This window comes from Mycolicibacter minnesotensis, assembly GCF_010731755.1.
Lineage (GTDB): Bacteria > Actinomycetota > Actinomycetes > Mycobacteriales > Mycobacteriaceae > Mycobacterium > Mycobacterium minnesotense.
The window spans coordinates 3,344,200-3,364,590 of sequence record NZ_AP022589.1; the positions used below are offsets into that span (position 1 = coordinate 3,344,200).

Here is a 20,391-nt window from a genome sequence, read left to right on the forward strand (position 1 = left end):
AAGGAAGGGCACGCTAACCTTACTTACGGGTTTGGTGTACCGTCGCACTTCATGAGCGCTTCCGTTCCCGATGCCATCAACGTCGCTCTGCGCGAGATCCTGCGTGACGACTTGAATGTCGACCTCAACCGGGTGACACCGGAGTCGCGACTAGTCGACGATGTCGGCCTGGATTCGGTGGCGTTCGCGATCGGCATGGTGGCCATCGAGGACCGGCTCGGCGTGGCGCTGTCCGAGGAAGACCTGCTGACCTGCGACACGGTCGGGGACCTCGAGGCCGCCATCCGGGCGAAAGCCCCCGCCGACGCGTGAGCGTGCTCGCCGAGGCCCTGACCCGAGCTATGACCGGGTCGACGCATGACCTGGTGGTCTACGACACCGACGCCGGCGCATGGCAGCGCCACCCGTGGCAGCAGGTCCACTCGCGCGCCGAGAGCATCGCAGCCCGCATCCTCGACGGCCACGATGACGGGGCCGTCGGGCTGGTCGGCGAACCGACCGCCGACCTGATCGCCGCGATCCAGGGGACCTGGCTGGCCGGCCGCAGCGTGTCGATCCTGCCCGGGCCGGTCCGTGGCGCGGACCCGGGGCAATGGGCGCAGGCGACACTGGACCGGTTTCACGGTGTCGGTGTCCGAACGGTGCTCAGCCATGGTCCGGTGTTGGATCTGCTGCAGACGGCCGAAACCGGCCACCCACTGGCGGTGGCCGACGTCGCCGAGGCCGCCGGCGCGGGGCGTTCGGTCACACCGGTCGCCGCGGCCGTGGATGTGCCCGCGGTTTTGCAGGGCACTGCCGGGTCCACCGGCACTCCGCGTACCGCCCAGCTGTCCCCGGCCGCCGTGCTGGCCAATGTCTCGGGGCTGAGCAGGCACGTCGATGTCGACCCCGCGGCCGACGTGGGCTGCAGCTGGCTGCCGCTCTATCACGACATGGGGCTGACCTTTCTGCTCAGCGCGGCGCTGACCGGCTCGGAACAGTGGTTGGCGCCCACCGCAGCGTTTGCCGCCTCGCCGTTTCGGTGGCTGTCGTGGCTGCATGACAGCCGCGCCACAATGACCGCCGCACCGAACTTCGCCTACAGCGTGATCGGCAAGTACGCCCGGCGCGTCCCCGAAGTGGACTTGGGCCGGCTGCGGGTCGCCATCAACGGCGGCGAACCCGTCGACTGCGAGGGGCTACAGCGATTCGTCACCGAACTGGCCAAGTTCGGTCTGAACCCCGGTGCCCTGATGCCGTCCTACGGCTTGGCCGAGGCCACCTGCGCCGTGACCGCGCCGCGCCCCGGCGCCGGTCTGCACTACGACGAGGTGCTCCACCCGGACGCCGCGAGCACCCGCCGGCACGCGGTGCTCGGCGAGCCGATCCCCGGGATGCAGGTCCGGATCCGGCCGGTGGCCGACGAGCACGAGGAGCTGCCGCAACGGGAGGTCGGCGAGGTCGAGATCCGCGGGACCTCGATGATGTCGGGCTATCTCGGCCAGGACGCGCTGGCCCCGGATGACTGGTTTCCCACCGGGGACCTCGGCTACTTCACCGACGCAGGCTTGGTGGTCTGCGGCCGCGCAAAGGAGATCATCTCGATCGCCGGACGCAATGTGTTCCCGACGGAGATCGAGCGGATCGCGGCCGAGGTGCGGGGGGTCCGTGAGGGCGCGGTGGTGGCAGTCGGCACCGACGGCATCCGCCCGGGACTGGTGATCGCCGCGGAGTTCCGCGGCCGCGACGAAGCCGGAGCGCGTGCCGACCTGATCTCCCGGGTGGCATCACAGTGCGGGGTGGTACCCGCGGAGGTGGTGTTCCTGGCGCCCGGCTCGCTGCCCCGGACGTCGTCGGGCAAGCTGCGGCGCCTCGACGTCAAACGCAACCTGGAGGCGATGAAGTGACCGACGCGACCACCGGGTCCGATATCGACAGCTACCGCGCCTTACTGGACCAGGTCTTCGACCAGCAGGTGGTTGACTGGACGGCCGAAGCCGAAGCGACCGAGCGCTTTCCGCGCGCGCTGATCGAGCACTTGGGACGTACCGGGGTATTTGCGCACAAGTGGAGCAACGGCCAGCACCCCGACGTTGCCAAGCTGGTAGCCCTGGCCGCCAAACTGGGCCACCTGCGGTCGGCCGGCATCGGGGTCGGGGTGAGTCTGCACGACTCCGCCATCGCGGTCCTGCGCCGGTTCGGCCGATCGGAGCATCTGCAGAGCATCTGCGAGCGGGCGATCGCGGGCCAGGCGGTGCTGTGCATTGGCGCCTCAGAGGAGTCCGGCGGTTCCGACCTGCAGATCGTCGAAACCGAAGTGCGTTCCGTGCGTGACGGTTTCCATGTGCGCGGGCGTAAGAAGTTCGTGTCCCTGTCACCGATCGCCGACCACATCATCGTGGTGGCGCGCGGTGTGGACCACGACGAGAACAGTCGGCACGGCAACGTCTTGGTGATCGCGGTACCGATGTCCCAGGTGCACGTCAATGAGCCCTATCGCAAGGTCGGGGCCGGACCGCTGGACACCGCGGCGGTCGATATCGACACCTGGGTGCCCGCCGATGCCCTGATCGCTCGCCCGGGAACCGGGCTGGCCGCCATCTCTTGGGGATTGGCGCATGAGCGCATGTCGATCGCCGGGCAGGTCGCGGCGTCATGCCAGCTGGTGCTGGGCCTCACCCACGCCCGGATGATGCGCCGCCGGCAATTCGGTGCCACCCTGTTCGAACATCAGGCATTGCGGATGCGGGTGGCTGATCTGCAGGCGCGGGTGGACATGCTGCGTCACGCGCTCAACGGCATTGCCGCCGACGGGCGGCTCGATCTGCGTGCCGCGGCGGCCATGAAGGTCAGCGCGGCCCGGCTCGGTGAAGAGGTGTTCTCCGAATGCATGCACATCTTCGGCGGCTCGGGCTATCTGGTCGATGAGACGCCGATCGGGCGCTGGTGGCGGGACATGAAACTGGCGCGTATCGGCGGGGGCACTGACGAAGTGCTGTGGGAATTGGTCGCGGCCGGCATGCGTCCCGACTACGACGGCTACGCCGAGTTGTTCGAGAGCGGATCGTCCTCGGGGTAGCGCAGTACCCCGTAGAGCGCCATGCGGCGGTAGCCCATGTCGTGCTCACCGAGGAAGGTGCCACCCACATACTCGGCCAACCGTCGCATCGCCGTGTTGCGGTACTCGGGCTCGAACATCATTCGCCGGCACTGCGGTTCAAGGTCGAACACGCTTTTCATCACGCGCGGCAACAAGATGGCCGCGAACCCCCGATTGACCGCCGCGAGGTCCGCGACGGCCCCGTGCATACCCAGGTCATACGGGTGTGCGTCGTAGTACTTGCCGATGGAATCCTTTGACGCTCGGTACAATTCGATGTAGCCGCTGTCCTGCTCGTGCCGGCTGACGATCAAAGGTCGGGTGAAGCTGCCGGTGACCAGAGCGCTCAGGTAGGCGTGCCAGCGTTCCGGCGGCCAGGCGGACTCCCAGGTTTCGGCCAGATGTGGCCGGTTCATCCACTCGGAGACCATCTCCGCGTCGGCATCCGGGTCGGCTACCCGGATCGAGTAGGGGGCGGCCAGAACCGGGATCGGGGGTGCGGGAACGCGGCGAACCTCATCGGGGATGTCCGTGCGCTCACGGGGCACAATGTTGGCGGCGTCAGTCATAACGAACGGTCAGCCTACCCCGAGCCTTCCTCCGGAAAAGTGAGGCTAGGGTAACCTAGGTTCGATGTGGCGGCGGGCGCCGCGCCCGGCTCCGCGGGTGGGCCACCGTTGGCGAAAGGACCGTGATGGCGCGCGGCTTGCAGGGTGCGATTCTGCGGGGCTTCGGTGCCCGCGACCACACCGTCACGGTTCTCGAGACCAGCTGGATCACCCCGCACTGCGTGCGGGTGTGGATGCACTCGCCCACCCTGTTCACCGATGCCGCCGTCGAACCGAGTGCCTGGCTGAGGTTCTGGTTCCCCGACCCGGACGGATCCAGTACGGAGTTCCAACGCGCGTACACCATCGCCGAGGGGGACGCGCAGACCGGACGCTTCGCGGTCGACATGGTGCTGCACGAACCGGCTGGGCCCGCCACCCGCTGGGCTCGCACCGTGGAAGCGGGAGCCACCATCGCAGCGATATCCCTGATGGGCTCGTCGCGCTTCGAAGCCCCCGACGCCGATGCCCAACCCGCCGGATACCTGCTGATGGGCGACTCGGCGTCGATTCCGGGAATCAACGGGATCATCGGCACCATCGCCCACGACGTCCCGATCGAGCTCTACCTGGAACAGCACGACGACAACGACCTGCTGATCCCGATCACGGCGCACCCTCGGCTGCGGGTGCACTGGGTGCACCGGCGCGACGCAGGTTCGTTGGCCGCTGCGATCGAGGTCAGGGACTGGTCGAACTGGTATGCCTGGGCCACCCCGGAGGCCGGGACACTCAAGGCCCTGCGGTCGCGGCTGCGCGACGAGTTCGGCTTTCCCAAGTCCGAGGTGCATGCGCAGGCCTACTGGACCGCCGGACGCGCCATGGGCACCGAACGCGACGCCGCGGACATCGCGACGACTCCGCCGCCACCAGAGACAAGTTCGCGGGAGGCCTCTGGTGAGCGCAGCGTCAACGCGCCGAAGGCGCAGTGGCGCGCGCAGGCTGCGGGCCGGCTGCTGGGCCCGCTGCGGGTGCCGCTGATCCTCTCCGGTGTTCTGCAGGCACTGATCACGCTGCTGCAGTTGGCGCCCTTCGTGCTTCTGGTGGAGCTGGCGCGGCGGTTGGTCGCCGGCGCCGACGAGTCAGCGCTGTGGACCGTCGGGATCGCCGCGCTGTCGCTGCTCGGCCTGGGCACGCTGCTGGGTGCGGGCCTGACACTGTGGCTCCACGTTGTCGACGCCCGTTTCGCCAGCGAGCTGCGTGCCCGGCTGCTCAGCAAGCTCTCGCGCCTGCCGCTGGGCTGGTTCACCGCGCGGGGGTCCGGCTCGATCAAGCAGCTGGTCGCCGACGACTCCCTGTCGTTGCACTACCTGGTGACCCACGCGATCCCCGACGCGGTGGCCGCCGTCGTGGCACCGGTGGCGGTCCTGGTCTACCTGTTCGTCGTGGACTGGCGAGTGGCGCTGGTGCTGTTCGTGCCGGTGTTGGTCTACATGGTGCTGATGTCGGTGATGATGACCCAGTCGGGCCCCAAGATCAGCCAGGCGCAGCGCTGGGCCGAACGGATGAATGGCGAGGCCGGCACCTATTTGGAGGGCCAGCCGGTGATCCGGGTGTTCGGCGGGGCCGCGGCCTCCACCTTCCGCCGACGCCTCGACGAGTACATCGACTTCCTCGTCACCTGGCAGCGGCCGTTTGTCGGCAAGAAGACACTGATGGACCTGGTGACCCGCCCGTCGACGTTCCTGTGGCTGATCGTGCTGACCGGCACCCCGCTGATCGTCACCGGCCGGATGGATCCGGTGAACCTGCTGCCGTTCCTGTTGTTGGGCACCACGTTCGGTGCCCGCCTGCTGGGCATCGGTCTGGGGGTCGGCGGTATTCGCGGGGGCATGCTGGCGGCTCGACGGCTGCAGATCGCCCTGGACGAGACCGAACTGGCAGTCGAGCAGCACGAGTCCGCGACCGCCGAGGCGGCCGGGACAGTGACCTTCGACGCGGTCACCTTCGGCTACCGCCCCGGAGTGCCGGTGATCCGTGAGGTGTCGTTGTCGCTGCGGCCGGGCACCGTGACCGCACTGGTCGGTCCGTCGGGGTCGGGCAAGTCGACCCTGGCCGCCTTGCTCGCCCGATTCCACGATGTGGATTCCGGTTCGATATCGGTTGGCGAACAAGACATCCGGTCGATGACCGCCGACGAGCTCTACCGGCAGGTGGGCTTCGTCCTGCAGGAAACCCAACTGGTGCACGGCAGCGTGCGCGACAACATCGCGTTGGCCGTCCCGGATGCCACCGACGAACAGGTGTGGGCCGCCGCCCGCGAAGCGCAAATCCATGACCGGATACTGCGGCTGCCCCAGGGTTACGACACTGTGCTCGGTGCCGCTGCCGCGCTGTCCGGCGGGGAACGGCAGCGACTCACCATCGCTCGGGCCATCCTGGCCGATACGCCAGTCCTGATCTTGGATGAGGCCACTGCATTCGCCGACCCCGAATCGGAGTATCTGGTGCAGCAGGCGTTGAACAGGTTGACCCGGCATCGGACCGTGCTGGTGATCGCCCACCGCCTGCACACCATCACCGGTGCCGACCAGATCGTCGTTCTCGACGACGGCGGCATCGTCGAACAGGGCAGCCACGAGCAGCTGTTGGCCGCCGGCGGCCGCTACCTCCAATTGTGGGAGACCGGCCGTAGCGCGGCCACCGTCGGCGCGGAGGCCCACCGATGATCCGCACCCTGATCCGGCTGATCCCCCCGGACCGTCGCGGCCGGATGTACGTCTACGCCGTGCTGACGTTTCTGTCCGTGGCGGTGCGGGCCGCCGGGACGGTGCTGCTGGTTCCGTTGGTGAGCGCACTGTTCTCCGACACCCCGAGTGCGGCGCTGGCCTGGTTGGGTTGGCTGACTGTGGCGACGCTGGCGGGTGGGGTGGTGGACTTCGTCTGCGCCCGAATCGGATTCGACCTGGGATTCGCGGTCCTCGACCACACACAGCATGACGTGGCCGACCGGCTGCCCGGTGTCCGGCTGGGCTGGTTCAGCGCCGCCAACACCGCCGACGCGCGGCAGGCGATCGCCGCGACCGGCCCCGAACTGGTCAGCCTGGTGGTCAACCTGTTGACCCCGGTGATCGGCGCGATTCTGCTGCCGCCGGCTATCGCGGTGGCGCTGTTGGGGGTGTCCTGGCAGCTGGGGCTGGCCGCGCTGGGTGGAGTGCCGCTGCTGCTGGGTGCGCTGTGGGCGTCCAACCGGCTCAGTGCGCGCGCCGACACCGCGGCCGGTGAGGCCAACACCGCCCTGACCGAACGCATCATCGAGTTCGCCCGGACGCAGCAGGCGTTGCGCGCGGCGCGGCGGGTGGAACCCGAACGCAGCACGGTCGGAGCAGCCCTGGCCGCCCAGCACGGCGCGGCGATGCGGTTGCTGCTCATGCAGATTCCCGGCCAGCTGCTGTTCAGTCTGGCCAGCCAGGGCGCACTGATCCTGCTTGCCGGAACCACCACCGCGCTGACCGTCACCGGCACCCTGAGCGTTCCCGAGGCGGTCGCCTTGATCGTGGTGGCGGCGCGGTACCTGGAACCGTTCACCGTCATCAGCGAGCTGGCGCCTGCCCTGGAGTCCACCCGGGCCTCCCTCGAACGGATCCGTGCTGTCCTCACCGCACCGACGGTGACGGTCGGTTCCGGCCGGCTACCCGAGGGCGCCGGTGCACCGCGCATCGAGTTCGACGACGTCACCTTCGGCTACGACCCCGCCGGTCCGCCGGTGCTCGACCGGGTTAGCTTCGCGCTGGAGCCCGGCACCACCACCGCCATCGTCGGGCCCTCCGGATCCGGCAAGAGCACCATCTTGTCGCTCATCGCCGGGCTGCACGAACCGACCGCCGGCCGAGTACTGCTCGACGGGGCCGATGCTGCCGAGCTGGACGCGTCATCGCGGCGGGCGGTCAGCAGCGTGGTGTTCCAGCATCCGTACCTGCTCGACGGCACGATCCGCGACAACATCCTGGTCGGAGATCCTGACGCCGATAAGGAGACGCTCGGGCGGGCCACCCACTTGGCCCGAGTCGACGAGCTGGTCGCCAGGCTGCCCGACGGCCCCAACACCAAGGTCGGCGAAGCCGGCGCGGCGTTGTCCGGCGGTGAGCGTCAACGGGTCAGCATCGCTCGCGCCCTGCTCAAGCCCGCCCCGGTGCTGCTGGTCGACGAGGCGACCAGCGCCCTGGACACCGAGAACGAGGCCGCTATCGTCGCCGCGTTGAGCGCCGAACTGCGTCCGCGTACCCGGGTGATCGTCGCGCATCGGCTGGCCAGCATCGCGCAAGCCGACCGCGTGCTGTTCATCGACGGTGGCCGGGTGATCGAAGACGGCACCATCGACGAACTGCGCTCCGCCGGTGGGCGATTCGACGAGTTTTGGCGACAGCAGAACGATGCCGCCGGTTGGCAGATCCACGCCGGCTAGCGCGACGGAGCCGATTAACCGCTCGCGCTCGTCGTAACGGCCGTCGCCGCCGGGTCCGCTGTGGGAGCATTTCTAGCGTGAGCACCGACGAGGACCCCGAAGCCCGAATTCGGGCATTGGAACGTCAGCAGTCGGGCTTTGAGCGGGCTGTGGAACTGACAGCCCCGTCGGTCGGAACCGAAGACCACGCACCCGCGCGGCGTGGTGTGGGCCTGGGTCTCGTGGTCGTGGGGGCGATGGTCGCGGTGGTGGCGATAGTGGGCGCGTTCGCGATCTACCTGGTATCCCACGGCTCCAGTCGCTCCGTGCCGGGGCTGCCGACGGCCAGTCGTACAGCTCCGACACCGTTGCGGGTCGACCCCGCCCCCGAGCCTGCGCCTTCGGCTGTGCCCGTTCCGATTCCGCCCGTCGCGGCGCCACCGCAGGTGCCGGACTCCGGCAGCGGCGTCACCCTGTCCGTCACCGGGGCCGGCGAGAACAAAACCCTGCCCTGTGCCGGTCGCTATGCCTCCGTGAGCGGGGTCAACAACACGGTGGAGTTCGTCGGCGAGTGTGCCGGCCTGACCGTGTCGGGTATCGGCAACATCGTCACCGTGACGTCGACACCCACGATCACGGTGTCCGGCCTGCAGAACCGGGTGACGTATCGCGCCGGGGATCCCCAGGTGAGTACCTCCGGTTTCGACAACGCCGTCGAACGTGGTTAGCCCGTCCGGTCAGCCGAGTTGGCGGGCCAGTGCCTTCTTGTCGATCTTGCCGACTGCGGTGGTGGGAAGCGCCGGCAGTACCGCCAGCTGATCTATCCGGGTGTGGGTGGCAACCCCGCACTCGTCGAGGTGTCGGTTGAGGTCTGCGAGCAGCAGCGGTGCGCCGATGAATACCACGGCAGCGCAGACTTTTTCGCCAAGGTATTCGTCGGGCAGGCCGACCACTGCTGCCGACTGGATCCCCGGATGACTCAGCAGATGCACCTCCAGCTCATCGGCGGCGATGTTCTCACCGCCCCGCACGATCACGTCCTTGATCCGGCCGGTGACCTCCAGATAACCGTTGGCGCAGCGGCGTACTCGGTCACCGCTGCGGTAGAAGCCGTCCGGGCTGAACGAACGCGCATTGGCCTCGACCGCGTTGTAGTAGCCGTTGATCGTGTACGGACCGCGTACCAGCAGCTCGCCCTCGGGTGCCTCCATTCCGTCCTCGTCGACCACCCGAAGCTCGTCGTCGTCGCACAACGGCCGGCCCTGGGTGGTGTCGAGCACTTCCGCGGCGTCGCCGGGCCGGGTATAGCAGAGCAGACCCTCGGCCATCCCGAACACCTGCTGCAGGCCCGGGGTCAATGCCTCGCGGATCCGCGCCGCATCACTGGGGGCCAGCTTGGCGCCACCGACCTGCAGCAACCTCAGCGTGGTCGGCCGCTGCGGCTCCCAGTCACAGGCCTGTGCCCACAGCGCGGCCAACGCCGGCACCAACGCGGTGACCGTCACCCTGTGACGGGCGATGGTGGCGAACGCCGCCTCCGGGCTGGGATCGGTGCCGAAGACCGTGGTCGCCCCCACCGACATGGCGCCCAACAGTCCCGGGCAGGCCAGCGGGAAGTTGTGGCCGGCCGGCAGTGCCACCAGGTAGACGTCATCTGTGGTCAGCTCACATAACCGTGCACTGGCAATCGCGTTGTAGACGTAGTCGTTGTGGGTACGGGGAATCAGCTTGGGCATTCCAGTGGTGCCGCCGGAGACCAGCAGCAGGGCCGGTGCGGCAGGATCCGGGGCGAATTGCGGCGCGGGGGAGAGCCCGGGTTCGTCCTCGATGGTGATCCGCCGCAAGCCCAGTTTGGCGGCCATCGCCGGATAGTCGAATCCTGCAGTGGCGTCGGGGATCACGATCCCGACCGCATCGCTGACTCCGGCCAGATGCCCGATCTCGGCGGCGCGGTGCCCGGGCAGGCACAGCACCGGAATGGCCCCCACTCGCAGCAGTGCGAACAGCGTGACCGCGAACGCACAACCGTTGGGCAACTGCACCAGCACGCGGTCGCCGGGGCCGACGCCCCGCCGGTGCAAGGCGGCCGCCGCGCGATCGACCGCGCCGTCCAACTGTGCGTACGACATCGTCGTGGTCGCGTCGATGACCGCGGGGCGGTCCGGCCAACTGGCGGCGGCGTCGTCGAGCAGCGATCCCACCGGGCGCCCGCTCCAATAACCGGCCGCCCGGTAGGCGGCGGCCCGCTCGTCGGGAAACGGTACGAACCCGTGCATATGTACTCCCTGGCTGGCCGACGACCGAACGTAGATAGAGTAGCTTCGAGGAAAATTAGGGCAGCCTAACGAAAGGTGGGGTGGCGCGGTGGGGCCGGACGACATTCGCGCGCAGGTCGCGGAGCTGCTCGGTGCCGATGCCAGCGCCGTCGACCCCGAGGCCGACCTGGTCGGTCAGGGCTTGGACTCGATCCGGATGATGAGCCTGGCCGGCCGCTGGCGAAAACAGGGCATCGACGTCGACTTCGCGGCGTTGGCCGCAGACCCGCGCATCGCCGCGTGGCAGGAGCTGGTGGGGGATCGGAATGGACCTGCGCTCGCCCAGGTGACCGCCGACGATCCGGCAGACGCCGCCGCACCGTTCCCGCTGGCGCCCATGCAACACGCAATGTGGGTGGGCCGCGACGACGACGTCGCCCTCGGCGGGGTGGCAGGGCATCTGTACGTGGAATTCGAAACCAGCCCCGGGCGCGCAGGCATCGACCCAGATCGCCTGGCGGCGGCCGCCGCGGCGCTGGCCGTCCGCCATCCGATGCTGCGGGTCGGATTCTCACCGGACGGCACCCAGTACATCCGCGCCGATGCGACCGTGCCCGTCGCGGTGCAGGATCTGCGCGGCCTGGATGCCGGAGCGGCGGCCCAGCGTCTGGACACCACCCGCGCGGCGAAGTCCCATCAGCAACTCCAGGACGCGGTCTTCGAGCTCACGGTGTCCCTGCTGCCGGACGGCACGGCGCGTCTACACGTCGACCTGGACATGCAGGCCGCCGACGCCATGAGCTACCGCACCCTGATGGCCGACTTGGCCGCGGCCTATCGAGGTGAGGCGCTGCCGGAGTTGGGCTACACCTATCGGCAGTACCGCCAGGCCACCGCTGCGCGCGAACCCGACGAAGACCACCGCCAGTGGTGGGAGCAGCACATCCCCGACCTGCCGGATCCACCCAAACTGCCGCCACCGGCAGTCGCCCCGGCCGACCCGAGGCGCAGCACCCGGCGCTGGCACTGGCTGGACCCGGAGACCCGCGACGCGCTGTACGCCCAGGCGCGCGCCCACGGCGTCACACCGGCCATGACGCTGGCCGCCTCGTTCTCGCACACCCTGGCCAGATGGTCGGATGCACCGCGATTCCTGCTCAACGTCCCGCTGTTCGGCCGGGAACCCTTGCATGACGACGTGGATCGGCTGGTCGGGGATTTCACCTCGTCACTGCTGTTGGACGTGGACCTGAGCCAGGCCCACACCGGCGCGCAACGCGCCCACGCCGTGCAAGACGCCATGCGCACCGCCGCCGCGCATGCCGACTACCCGGGCCTGGCGGTGTTGCGCGACCTGAGCCGTCACCGCGGCACTCAGGTGCTGGCACCGGTGGTGTTCACCAGTGCGCTCGGACTCGGGGAACTGTTCGCCGATGAGGTCACCGGCGCGTTCGGCACCCCGGTCTGGATCATCTCCCAGGGCCCACAGGTGCTGCTCGACGCGCAGGTCACCGAGTTCGACGGCGGCGTCCTGGTCAACTGGGACGTCCGCGAGGAGATGTTTGCCCCCGGGGTGATCGACGCCATGTTCGCCCACCACATCGCCGATCTGACCCGGCTGGCCGCCGGCCAGGGCTGGGCAGAACCCGCGCCGGTAGCCTTGCCGGCCGACCAGGCGCAGCTGCGAGCCGCAGTGAACGCGGGCACCGCGCAACCCAGCGGGGAAGCGTTGCACGACGGGTTCTTTCGTCAAGCCGACCACGACCCCGAGGCGGTCGCGGTACTGCACGGCTCGGGCGAGATCAGCTATGGCAGGCTGCGCGAGCAGGCGTTGTCGGTGGCCACCGAGCTGCGCGAACACGGCGTGCGTCCCGGAGACACCGTGGCGCTGCTGGGTCCTAAAGGCGCCGAGCAGATTCCGGCCCTGTTGGGCATCCTCGCCGCCGGTGCGGTGTATCTGCCGATCGCCGCCGATCAGCCGCCCGAACGCAGGGATCGGATCCTGGCCCTGGGCGGTGCGGTATCGGCCCTGGTGACCGGGGACACGCGCCCGTCCCTGGAGATTCCGGTGGTGGAATTCTCCGAAGCGCTGCGACGTCCCGGCGTTGATCCGGTGCGCGCCGATCCAACCGAGCTGGCCTATGTGGTGTTCACCTCCGGCTCCACCGGAGAGCCCAAGGGTGTCGAGGTCACCCATGACGCCGCCATGAACACCGTCGAAACGCTCAGTGCTCGTTTTGGATTCGCTCCCACTGACCGCAGCCTGGCGTTGCTCACGTTGGATGCCGACATGTCGGTGCTCGACGTGTTCGCCATGCTGCGTGCCGGTGGGGCCATCGTGATGGTCGACGAAGCCGACCGACGCAGTCCCGAAGTGTGGGCCCAACTCGTGGCGCGGCACCGGGTCAGCGTGCTCAACCTGATGCCGGGGGCGCTGGAGATGTTGGTCGCCACCGGCGGGGAGCTGTCTTCGGTGCGGGCGGTGTTGACCGGCGGCGACTGGGTTCGGCCCGAACTGGCCCGGCGGTTTGCCCTGGCGGCGCCCGGGGTGCGATTCGCCGGGCTGGGTGGGGCGACCGAAACCGCCATCCACGCCACCCTGTGCGAGGTCGAGGGTGACCCGCCCGCGCACTGGGCAGCGGTGCCCTATGGCACCCCACTTCCCAACATCGCCTGCCGCGTGGTGGACGCCGACGGCGCCGATCGGCCGGACTGGGTGGCCGGCGAACTGTGGGTGTCCGGGCGCGGGATCGCCTCGGGCTATCGCGGACGGCCAGACCTGACCGCCGAGAAGTTCGTCGAGTACGAAGGCCGCCGCTGGTATCGCACGGGCGATCTGGCTCGCTACACCTTCGACGGCTCCCTGGAATTCATCGGTAGGGCCGATCACCGGGTCAAGATCAGCGGGTATCGCATCGAGCTCGGCGAGGTCGAAGCCGCACTGCGCCGGCTGCCCGGGGTCGCCGAGGCGGTGGTGGTGGCGCTGCCCGAGTCCGGTGGGCGTGAGGTGTTGGCGGCCGCTGTCCGATCCGATGATCCCGCGGTGAGCGTTGCCGCCGTGCAGGCCGGGCTGGCCGAGTCGCTGCCCGAACACATGATTCCCCGGCAGTTGCAGGTGGTTACCGCCATTCCCTACACCGTCTCCGGGAAGATCGACCGCCGGGCCGTGACCGCCGAATTGGCCGCGGCACTGGCGGCCACCGACGGCCACCGCGAGCCGGCAGGCCCGTTGCAAGGTGCCCTGGCCGCGATCATCGCCGAGGTGCTCGGGCGCGGCGTCGCGGGACTCGGTGCCGATGACGACTTCTTCGCCCTGGGTGGGGATTCGGTGCTGGCGACCGCGGTGGTGGCGCGCATCCGCACCTGGCTGGATGTGCCTGGCGCGGTGGTCGCCGATATCTTCGCCACCCGAACCGTGGCCAAACTGGCCGAGCGACTGACTTCGCGGGACACCGATCCGGGCCGCTTAGATGCGGTCGCCGAGGTGTATCTGGAAGTGGCGCAGCTGGACGCCGCCGCGGTGGCCGACGCATTGAGTTAAGGGCTGGTGGACCCCGGTTGCGATGTGTCAGCATCGACAGTATGAAAACGCGCCGATCGGTCGTGTTGCTCGGTGTTTCGGCGGTGACGGGCGTGGCCTGCCTTGTCGGCGCCCCGAAGGTGGGCACCGCCGCGGCGGCCAGTTGTCCCGACGTCGAGGTGACGTTCGCCCGGGGTACCGCGGAGGCGCCCGGTGTCGGCGGAGTCGGCCAGAGATTCATCGACGCATTGCGCTCGCAGGTCGGTGGGCGGTCCCTGGAGGTGTATGCGGTCAATTACCCGGCAGGGGAAGACTGGCCGCCGTCGGCATCCGAAGGCGCCGCTGATGCGAACGCCCACGTGCAGTCCATGGTGGCGACCTGTCCCAACACCAAGCTGGTGCTCGGCGGTTACTCCCAAGGCGCCATGGTCATCGATCTGATCACCATTGCGCGGGCCTCGGTGGCGGGGTTCACCGCGGCGACCCTGTCGGCGGAGGAGGCGGAACACGTGGCCGCGGTCGCGGTCTTCGGGAATCCGACCGACCGGTACCTGGGCGGACCGATCAGCGAGATCAGCCCCTGGTACGGGGCCAAGGCCATCGACCTGTGTGCCGACGGCGACCCGATCTGCACTCCGGGAGCACTGGCGCTGCCCACACATGACGAGATGGTCTCGGCGCCACACCTGTCCTACGAGCAGTCGCCGATGCCTGAGCAGGCCGCGACCTTCGTCGCAGGCAAGCTCTGAGGCCGGCGCGTCAGGCGACGGTCTCCGACGTCCAGTACTCGCGCAGGGCGGCGATCTGCTCGCCGGCGAATTCCAGGATGGCGACTTCACGCATCCGTTTGCGTACGTGCTGTGCGAGATCGTCGAACGTTGCCTCCCACTCGGCGATCACTGTGGTGCCGTCGGTAGCCGTGTAGAGGTTGAGCAGTCGGGCGTCGATGTTGGCCTGTCCCTCGACGACTTTGCGCTGCCAGTAGTCGGCGATCCCGGTTCGTGTGCGGATCGGTTCGCCCAGCACCCGCTCGTGGTACGTGGCGTCTTCGGTGAAGATCGTGACGATGAGCTCGGGATCCTGCTGCATCCAGGCCTGCAGGTAGGTGTCGAGCGTTGCGCGGGCGTCCATCAGGGCAGTGTGGCCGACGACGGGGACTACCCTTCGCCGAACGTGTATTGAGACCGGAAAATGGTCGGCAATCTCGTGCTGAGTGCACGCTCGGCGCGAGGGCGGTCCAAGACGGGCCGACAAGCGCCGGGATGCCCCGCCCCACCTCGGTAAGGTAATCTGACGCAGGCTAATTAGGGCAGCCTTTACTAATACTTGCGAGGGGATCGGATGGCCGTCGACGACACCTCGGCCGTCGCGCAGTTCCCGCCCTGGATCGGCCGCTTTTCCGGACCCGGCGTCGCGACCCTGCTCTTTCCGCATGCCGGCGGGACGGCGGTCAACTACCGCCCCCTGGCCCTGGCACTGGCCCCCGCCGCCGACACCTATGTCATGCAGTATCCGCAGCGTGCCGACCGTTTCCGCGAGCCGGCGGCCGAGACCCTGCCGGAGCTGGCCCGCAGTCTTTTCGATGCCGCACCGTGGCACCAGCTCGGGCCGCTGCGCCTGTTCGGCCACAGCATGGGCTCGCTGGTGGCGTTCGAGTTCGCCCGGATCGCCGAGGAGCGCGGCATCGAGATCCAACGCCTGTGGGCCTCGGCCGCCCCCGCGCCCGGGATCGTGGCCGGACTGCGCAAGGTGCCCACCGGCGACGCCGACCTGCGTGCCGAACTGGCCCAGCTCGGCGGCACCGACCCGCGCCTGCTGGCCGACGAGGAGTTCCTGACCCTGCTGTTGACCCCGGTCCGCTCGGATTACCTGGCGTTCAACCGCTACCACTGCGCACCCGATGTCACGATCCGTGCCGACATCACCGTGCTCGGGGGCCGCTCCGACGACCGAATCGGCACCGACGTGCTGGAACGCTGGGCCGACCACACCACTGGGGCCTGCACGATGTCGCTGTACGACGGCGGGCACTTCTACCACTACGAGCACATCGAGACCCTGGCGAAGCGGATCATCGCCGATGAATGATCGGCGCGAGGACCCGGTCGTCATCACCGGCCTCGGCGTCGAGGCGCCCGGCGGCATCGACACTGCCGAGCAGTACTGGTCGCTGCTGGTCGACGGCCGTGAAGCGCTGAGCGCCCTACCTGAGGACCGTGACTGGGCGGTGCGCGACCTCATTGAGGGATCGCACCGCGAAGGCTTCAAGCCCATCTGCAATGTGGGTGGATTCCTTTCGGGCGCAGCCGAATTCGACCCCGGGTTCTTTGGCATCGCGCCGCGGGAAGCCGTCGCGATGGACCCGCAGCAGCGGGTCGCGCTGCGCGTGGCCTGGCGCGCCCTGGAAGACGCCGGCATCAATCCCGACGAACTCACCGGCCACAACGTCGGCGTCTACCTGGGGGCCTCGGTCACCGGCTACGGCCCGGACATGGCGCAATTCAGCGCGCACAGCGGCCACCTGCTACCCGGCACCGCACTGTCGGTGATCTCCGGCCGGATCGCCTACACCCTGGGCCTGGCCGGCCCGGCGCTCACCGTCGACACCTCGTGTTCGTCGGCGCTGTCTGCCCTGCATCTGGCGGTTCAGGCGATCCGGACAGGTGACGCCGACATGGCGCTGGCCGGCGGCGTGTGCGTCATGGGTTCGCCCGGATTCTTCGTCGAGTTCTCCAAGCAGCATGCGCTCTCCGATGACGGCCACTGCCGGCCCTACAGTGCCGCCGCCACCGGAACGGTGTGGGCCGAGGGCGCCGGAGTTTTTGTGCTGCAACGCAAATCGTCCGCACTGCGCGAGCGCCGCCACATCTACGGCGAGATCCTGGCCAGCCGGCTCAACCAGGACGGTCACACTGCCGGGCTGCTGACCCCCAGTGAGCAGGCCCAGCAGCGTCTGTTCCGGCACACGCTGGCCGACGCCGGCGTGCATCCTGGACAGGTCGGGATGATCGAGGGACACGGAACCGGGACCAAGGTCGGTGATCCCGTCGAACTGCGCTCGCTGAGCAGCGTTTACGGCGCCGAGAAAACACCCGAAGCCGGCCCACGGCTGGGCTCGGTCAAATCCAATATCGGGCATACCCAGGCCGCAGCTGGGGCACTCGGGTTGACCAAGGTGCTGCTGGCCGCCGAGTACCAGACCATCCCGCCGACCCTGCATGTCGGCGACGGCCGGCACGACGGCATCGACTGGGACGCCAGCGGCATCAGCCTGGCCGAGATCAGCACCGCCTGGCCGGCGAGCGACGGCCGGCGGATCGGGTCGGTATCGGCCTTCGGCATGAGCGGCACCAACGCCCACGTCATCGTGTCGGTCGCCGAGAGCGCGGAAGCGGTGCCGGCGTGCTGAGCAACCATCCGGACACGCTGCCCGACGGCCGGATCCCCGTCCTGATCTCCGCGCACGCCCGTGACCTCGTGGCCGCCGAGGCGGGTGCCCTGGCGCGCTACCTGCACACGCATCCCGCCGGAGTGCCACAGGTCGCCCAAACCCTGCGAGCCACCCGTCCGGTCCGCCGCCACCGGGCGATGGTCCGGGCCCGCGACGTCGGCGAACTCATCAGTGGCCTCGACGCGGTCTATCGCGGCGCCGAGCATCCCCTGGTGGTGCGGTCGCATCAACCCGAGGCTGCGCGCACCGCGTTCGTGTTCCCCGGGCAAGGCAACCAGTGGCCCGGCATGGGAGCCGACCTGCTCGCCGTCGCGGCCTACCGCGCCGAGGCGGATCGCTGCCACGACGCCTTCCTGCGCGCGGGTCACGCGTCGCCGCTGAGCTACCTGCGCGGCGCCGACGAGTCTGACGACACCGATCCGGCGGTTCAGCGAGGTTCGACGCAGGAGAGCCGAAGCTGGGACCGCCGCGATGAACCCGTGGTGGTGCAGGCTGCGCAGTTCACCCACGCCGCAGCCCTGGCCGCCACCTGGCGGCACTTCGGCGTGTTGCCCGACATCACCGTCGGCCACAGCCTGGGGGAGGTGGCCGCGGCATACACCGCCGGAGTGGTGGATCTGGATGCCGCCGTGGCCGTGGTGGCCGCACGGGCGCAACTGACCGACTTGCTCGCCGCCAACGCCCCGGTCCGATTCGGCATGGCGATGATCGCCGTGAGCGCCGAGACCGCGAGCGAGATCATCGCGGAAACCCCCGGCTGGCTGGAGCTCTCGGTGGTCAACGGCCCCGAGTCGGTGGTGATATCGGGTGAGTGGCCGGCCATACAGCAGGTGCTGAACGCCGCCCAACGACGCGGGGTGTTCGCCCGCGAGCTGCCGGTGCGCTACCCCGCCCACACCAGTGCCCTGGAACCGCTCCGAGACCAGCTGACCGCGCAGCTTCCCGACGCTCAATTCCACAGCACCCCAGTGGAGTTCCTCGGTTCGGTCTACGGAGCTCCGATCCCGGCCGGAGCGGCGTTCCGCCAGTACTGGTTCGACAATCTTCGCCGGCAGGTCCGATTCGACCTGGCCGCAGCTGCCGCCGTCGCCCGCGGCGTCACAACGTTCATCGAGATGTCCGCCCACCCGACCCTGCTCATCGCGCTGGGCGACTCCGCCGGCACCGCCCTGGTGCTGGGCAGCACCGACCGCGACCGGCCGGCCGCCGAAGCGCTGGCTGCCAACATCGCCGCTGCCGCGATCGCCGACCCCGGCTATCGCTGGCGGGACTTCACGCCGCCGGATGCTCCCGCGCCGCTGCGGCACTTCCCCCACGCACCGATGCACACCAACCGGTTGTGGGCCGGCGCGCAGGCATCGGCGCCCCGCCATCGGGCGCCGGTGGTCATGACCGAACGCTGGGTGCCGGCCGGCGAGCAGGAACCCCGGCCCGCCCGGGTTGCCGTCAATGACTACACCGGGCAATCGGCCGAGCTGACCGCACAGCTGGTGGCTGCCCTGGAGACCTCACACGTCGCAGTAGTGACGGACCCGGAAGAGGCCGAACTGCTGCTCCTGATCGCCCCGCCCGCAGACACCACGGAGATTGGTGCGGCCGCCGCCGAGTTCGCCCAGTACGCAGCCGCCCAAACCGCTCTACACCCAGGCCGGAACTGCCGCCGGGTATGGCTGCTGACCCGCGGTGCCGAGCAGCTCGAGGCTGATCCACCGGCACGCCCGGGCCCCGCCGCGCTGGCCGCGCTGCACCGCAGCACCGGATTCGACTACCCCGACCAGACCTACGCCCACATCGACCTGCCAACGCAGACCACCCACGACGATCTGCGGGCCGCCGTCGGAGCACTTGCGCTCAATGACACCGAGGTCGCGGTCCGTGGCGGGCAGCTGGCAACCCGCCGCTTCGTCGAGTCCCCGGCTGCCCAGACGGTGCCCGCTGTCCCGCACAGCGTGGTGATCACCGGTGGCACCGGTGCCATCGGCATGGCCTACGCCGCCTACTGCGCCGAACACGGTGTCCGAGACATCGTGCTACTGAGTCGCAGCGGCGGCACCGACACCATTGCGGCTCAGCTGGCGGTGCTGCGCGCGCGCACCGGAGCGCGGGTCACCGCGATCCGCTGCGACATCACCGACGATGCCGCGGTTGCAGCGGTGATCGCGCACCATCGGCCCGCACCGGTGGGTCTCCTGGTGCACACGGCGTCGGCGGAGGCCGTTGCCACGGCGAAAGTCACCGAGACGGCCGTTCGGGATGCGCTCGGCGCCAAAGTGATCGGCTTGGACAACGTGGTTCGCCACTGGCCGCTGCGCGCCGATGCGCGGGTGCTGGTCTGCTCCTCGGTGCTGGCCCTGTGGGGTGGGTCCGGACATGGTCTCTATGCGGCCGCCAATCGGATGGCCGATATCAAGGTGGGACAGCTGCGGGCGCAGGGCCACGACGCCAGCTCCATCCGCTGGGGCCTGTGGCGCAGTGTGGCCGTGGTCAGCGGGGAGGAGAAAGACCGGATCGGCCGGACCGGCCTCACACCGATGTCGCCAGAAGCCGCCATCACCGCAGGACTTTCCGCCGCGCCGAACGATCCCGCCATCCTGTCCGCCGATTTCGACCGGCTGGCAGTGTTCTTCGACAGCCAGGGCGTGCCGTCGCCGTTCGATGCAGCCCTGAGCGCCGACCTGTTCACCCCGACTGGCGCCGGCGCCGAGCGCCCGGTCGCCGAGGTGGTGGCCGACGAGCTGGTGACCGTGCTTGGCCTGGAAGGCCCCGACGACATCGACATGCACCGGGCCCTGGTCGATCTGGGCCTGGATTCCCTACTCGCACTGGATCTGCGCAAGCGCCTGGGGCGAGCCACCGGCCTGCGCGTGGCACTCGGCCCGCTGCTGGCCGGAATGACCGGAGCCCAGCTGACGGCGGTCTTGCGTGATGACGCAGCACCGTCGCCGGCAACGGAAAGGACTGTATTCACCCATGACTGACACCGGCGGTTTAGTGAGGCTCGACGAAGGAGAGGCGAAGCTGAGATCGCCGAATGACACCGGCGGTTTAGCGAGGCTCGACGAAGGAGAGGCGAAGCTGGGATCGCCGAAGGACA

The 20,391-nt window shown here is 69.2% G+C and carries 14 protein-coding genes; 11 read left to right on the plus strand and 3 right to left on the minus strand.

The annotated features are described in order from the left end of the window. Window positions 1-51 precede the first annotated feature (51 nt). The 3 genes from G6N09_RS15510 to mbtN are packed head-to-tail and all read left to right on the plus strand — an operon-like array spanning window position 52 to window position 3,058. Window positions 52-312: an acyl carrier protein gene (locus G6N09_RS15510; RefSeq protein ID WP_083022335.1), complete on the plus strand. Its 261-nt coding sequence runs from the start codon at window positions 52-54 to the stop codon at window positions 310-312. Next, window positions 309-1,886 (plus strand): long-chain-fatty acid--ACP ligase MbtM, encoded by a 1,578-nt coding sequence (gene mbtM / locus G6N09_RS15515; RefSeq protein ID WP_083022336.1) that lies wholly within the window; start codon window positions 309-311, stop codon window positions 1,884-1,886. The genes G6N09_RS15510 and mbtM overlap by 4 nt, the downstream gene beginning before the upstream one ends. Continuing rightward, the gene (mbtN, locus tag G6N09_RS15520) at window positions 1,883-3,058 is read left to right on the plus strand and encodes a mycobactin biosynthesis acyl-ACP dehydrogenase MbtN (RefSeq protein ID WP_083022337.1); all 1,176 of its coding nucleotides are present in this window, start codon (window positions 1,883-1,885) and stop codon (window positions 3,056-3,058) included. Before mbtM ends, mbtN begins: the two co-directional genes overlap by 4 nt. Here mbtN and G6N09_RS15525 read toward each other — a convergent pair. Further along, on the minus strand, window positions 3,019-3,648 hold the full coding sequence (locus G6N09_RS15525; protein WP_083022338.1) for a GNAT family N-acetyltransferase: 630 nt from the start codon (window positions 3,646-3,648) through the stop codon (window positions 3,019-3,021). The genes mbtN and G6N09_RS15525 overlap by 40 nt on opposite strands. 125 nt (window positions 3,649-3,773) lie before the next feature. Between G6N09_RS15525 and G6N09_RS15530 the strand changes: the two genes are divergently transcribed. The 3 genes from G6N09_RS15530 (at window position 3,774) to G6N09_RS15540 (ending at window position 8,799) form a co-directional block, all read left to right on the plus strand. Beyond that, window positions 3,774-6,356, plus strand: a complete 2,583-nt coding sequence (locus G6N09_RS15530) for an ABC transporter ATP-binding protein/permease (RefSeq protein WP_083022339.1) — start codon at window positions 3,774-3,776, stop codon at window positions 6,354-6,356. Continuing rightward, window positions 6,353-8,092 (plus strand): ABC transporter ATP-binding protein, encoded by a 1,740-nt coding sequence (locus G6N09_RS15535; RefSeq protein ID WP_083022340.1) that lies wholly within the window; start codon window positions 6,353-6,355, stop codon window positions 8,090-8,092. The genes G6N09_RS15530 and G6N09_RS15535 overlap by 4 nt, the downstream gene beginning before the upstream one ends. Before the next feature lie 77 nt (window positions 8,093-8,169). Further along, window positions 8,170-8,799 (plus strand): DUF3060 domain-containing protein, encoded by a 630-nt coding sequence (locus tag G6N09_RS15540; protein WP_083022341.1) that lies wholly within the window; start codon window positions 8,170-8,172, stop codon window positions 8,797-8,799. A gap of 9 nt (window positions 8,800-8,808) precedes the next feature. On the opposite strand, the gene G6N09_RS15545 is transcribed toward G6N09_RS15540, so the two are convergent. Next, window positions 8,809-10,347, minus strand: a complete 1,539-nt coding sequence (locus tag G6N09_RS15545; RefSeq protein ID WP_083022342.1) for a (2,3-dihydroxybenzoyl)adenylate synthase — start codon at window positions 10,345-10,347, stop codon at window positions 8,809-8,811. Window positions 10,348-10,435: 88 nt separating this feature from the next. On the opposite strand from G6N09_RS15545, the gene G6N09_RS15550 reads away from it, so the two are divergent. Both G6N09_RS15550 and G6N09_RS15555 read left to right on the plus strand, forming a co-directional pair. Next, the gene (locus G6N09_RS15550; RefSeq protein ID WP_083022343.1) at window positions 10,436-13,867 is read left to right on the plus strand and encodes a non-ribosomal peptide synthetase; all 3,432 of its coding nucleotides are present in this window, start codon (window positions 10,436-10,438) and stop codon (window positions 13,865-13,867) included. A 41-nt stretch (window positions 13,868-13,908) separates the two neighbouring features. Then, entirely contained in the window at window positions 13,909-14,595 is a 687-nt protein-coding gene (locus tag G6N09_RS15555) for a cutinase family protein (protein WP_083022344.1), read from the plus strand. Between the two features lie 10 nt (window positions 14,596-14,605). Here G6N09_RS15555 and G6N09_RS15560 read toward each other — a convergent pair whose 3' ends face one another. Beyond that, entirely contained in the window at window positions 14,606-14,977 is a 372-nt protein-coding gene (locus G6N09_RS15560; RefSeq protein ID WP_083022345.1) for a nuclear transport factor 2 family protein, read from the minus strand. 210 nt (window positions 14,978-15,187) lie between these two features. On the opposite strand from G6N09_RS15560, the gene G6N09_RS15565 reads away from it, so the two are divergent. From G6N09_RS15565 to G6N09_RS15575, 3 genes are read left to right on the plus strand one after another with little or no spacing between them, the layout of a single operon-like run. After that, entirely contained in the window at window positions 15,188-15,934 is a 747-nt protein-coding gene (locus G6N09_RS15565) for a thioesterase II family protein (protein WP_083022346.1), read from the plus strand. Then, window positions 15,927-17,255, plus strand: coding sequence for a beta-ketoacyl [acyl carrier protein] synthase domain-containing protein (locus G6N09_RS15570; RefSeq protein ID WP_083022347.1), 1,329 nt, complete (start codon window positions 15,927-15,929; stop codon window positions 17,253-17,255). Before G6N09_RS15565 ends, G6N09_RS15570 begins: the two co-directional genes overlap by 8 nt. Then, a complete protein-coding gene (locus G6N09_RS15575; RefSeq protein WP_083022348.1) occupies window positions 17,249-20,275 on the plus strand; it encodes an SDR family NAD(P)-dependent oxidoreductase in 3,027 nt (1,008 codons plus the stop codon). The genes G6N09_RS15570 and G6N09_RS15575 overlap by 7 nt, the downstream gene beginning before the upstream one ends. Window positions 20,276-20,391 lie beyond the last annotated feature (116 nt).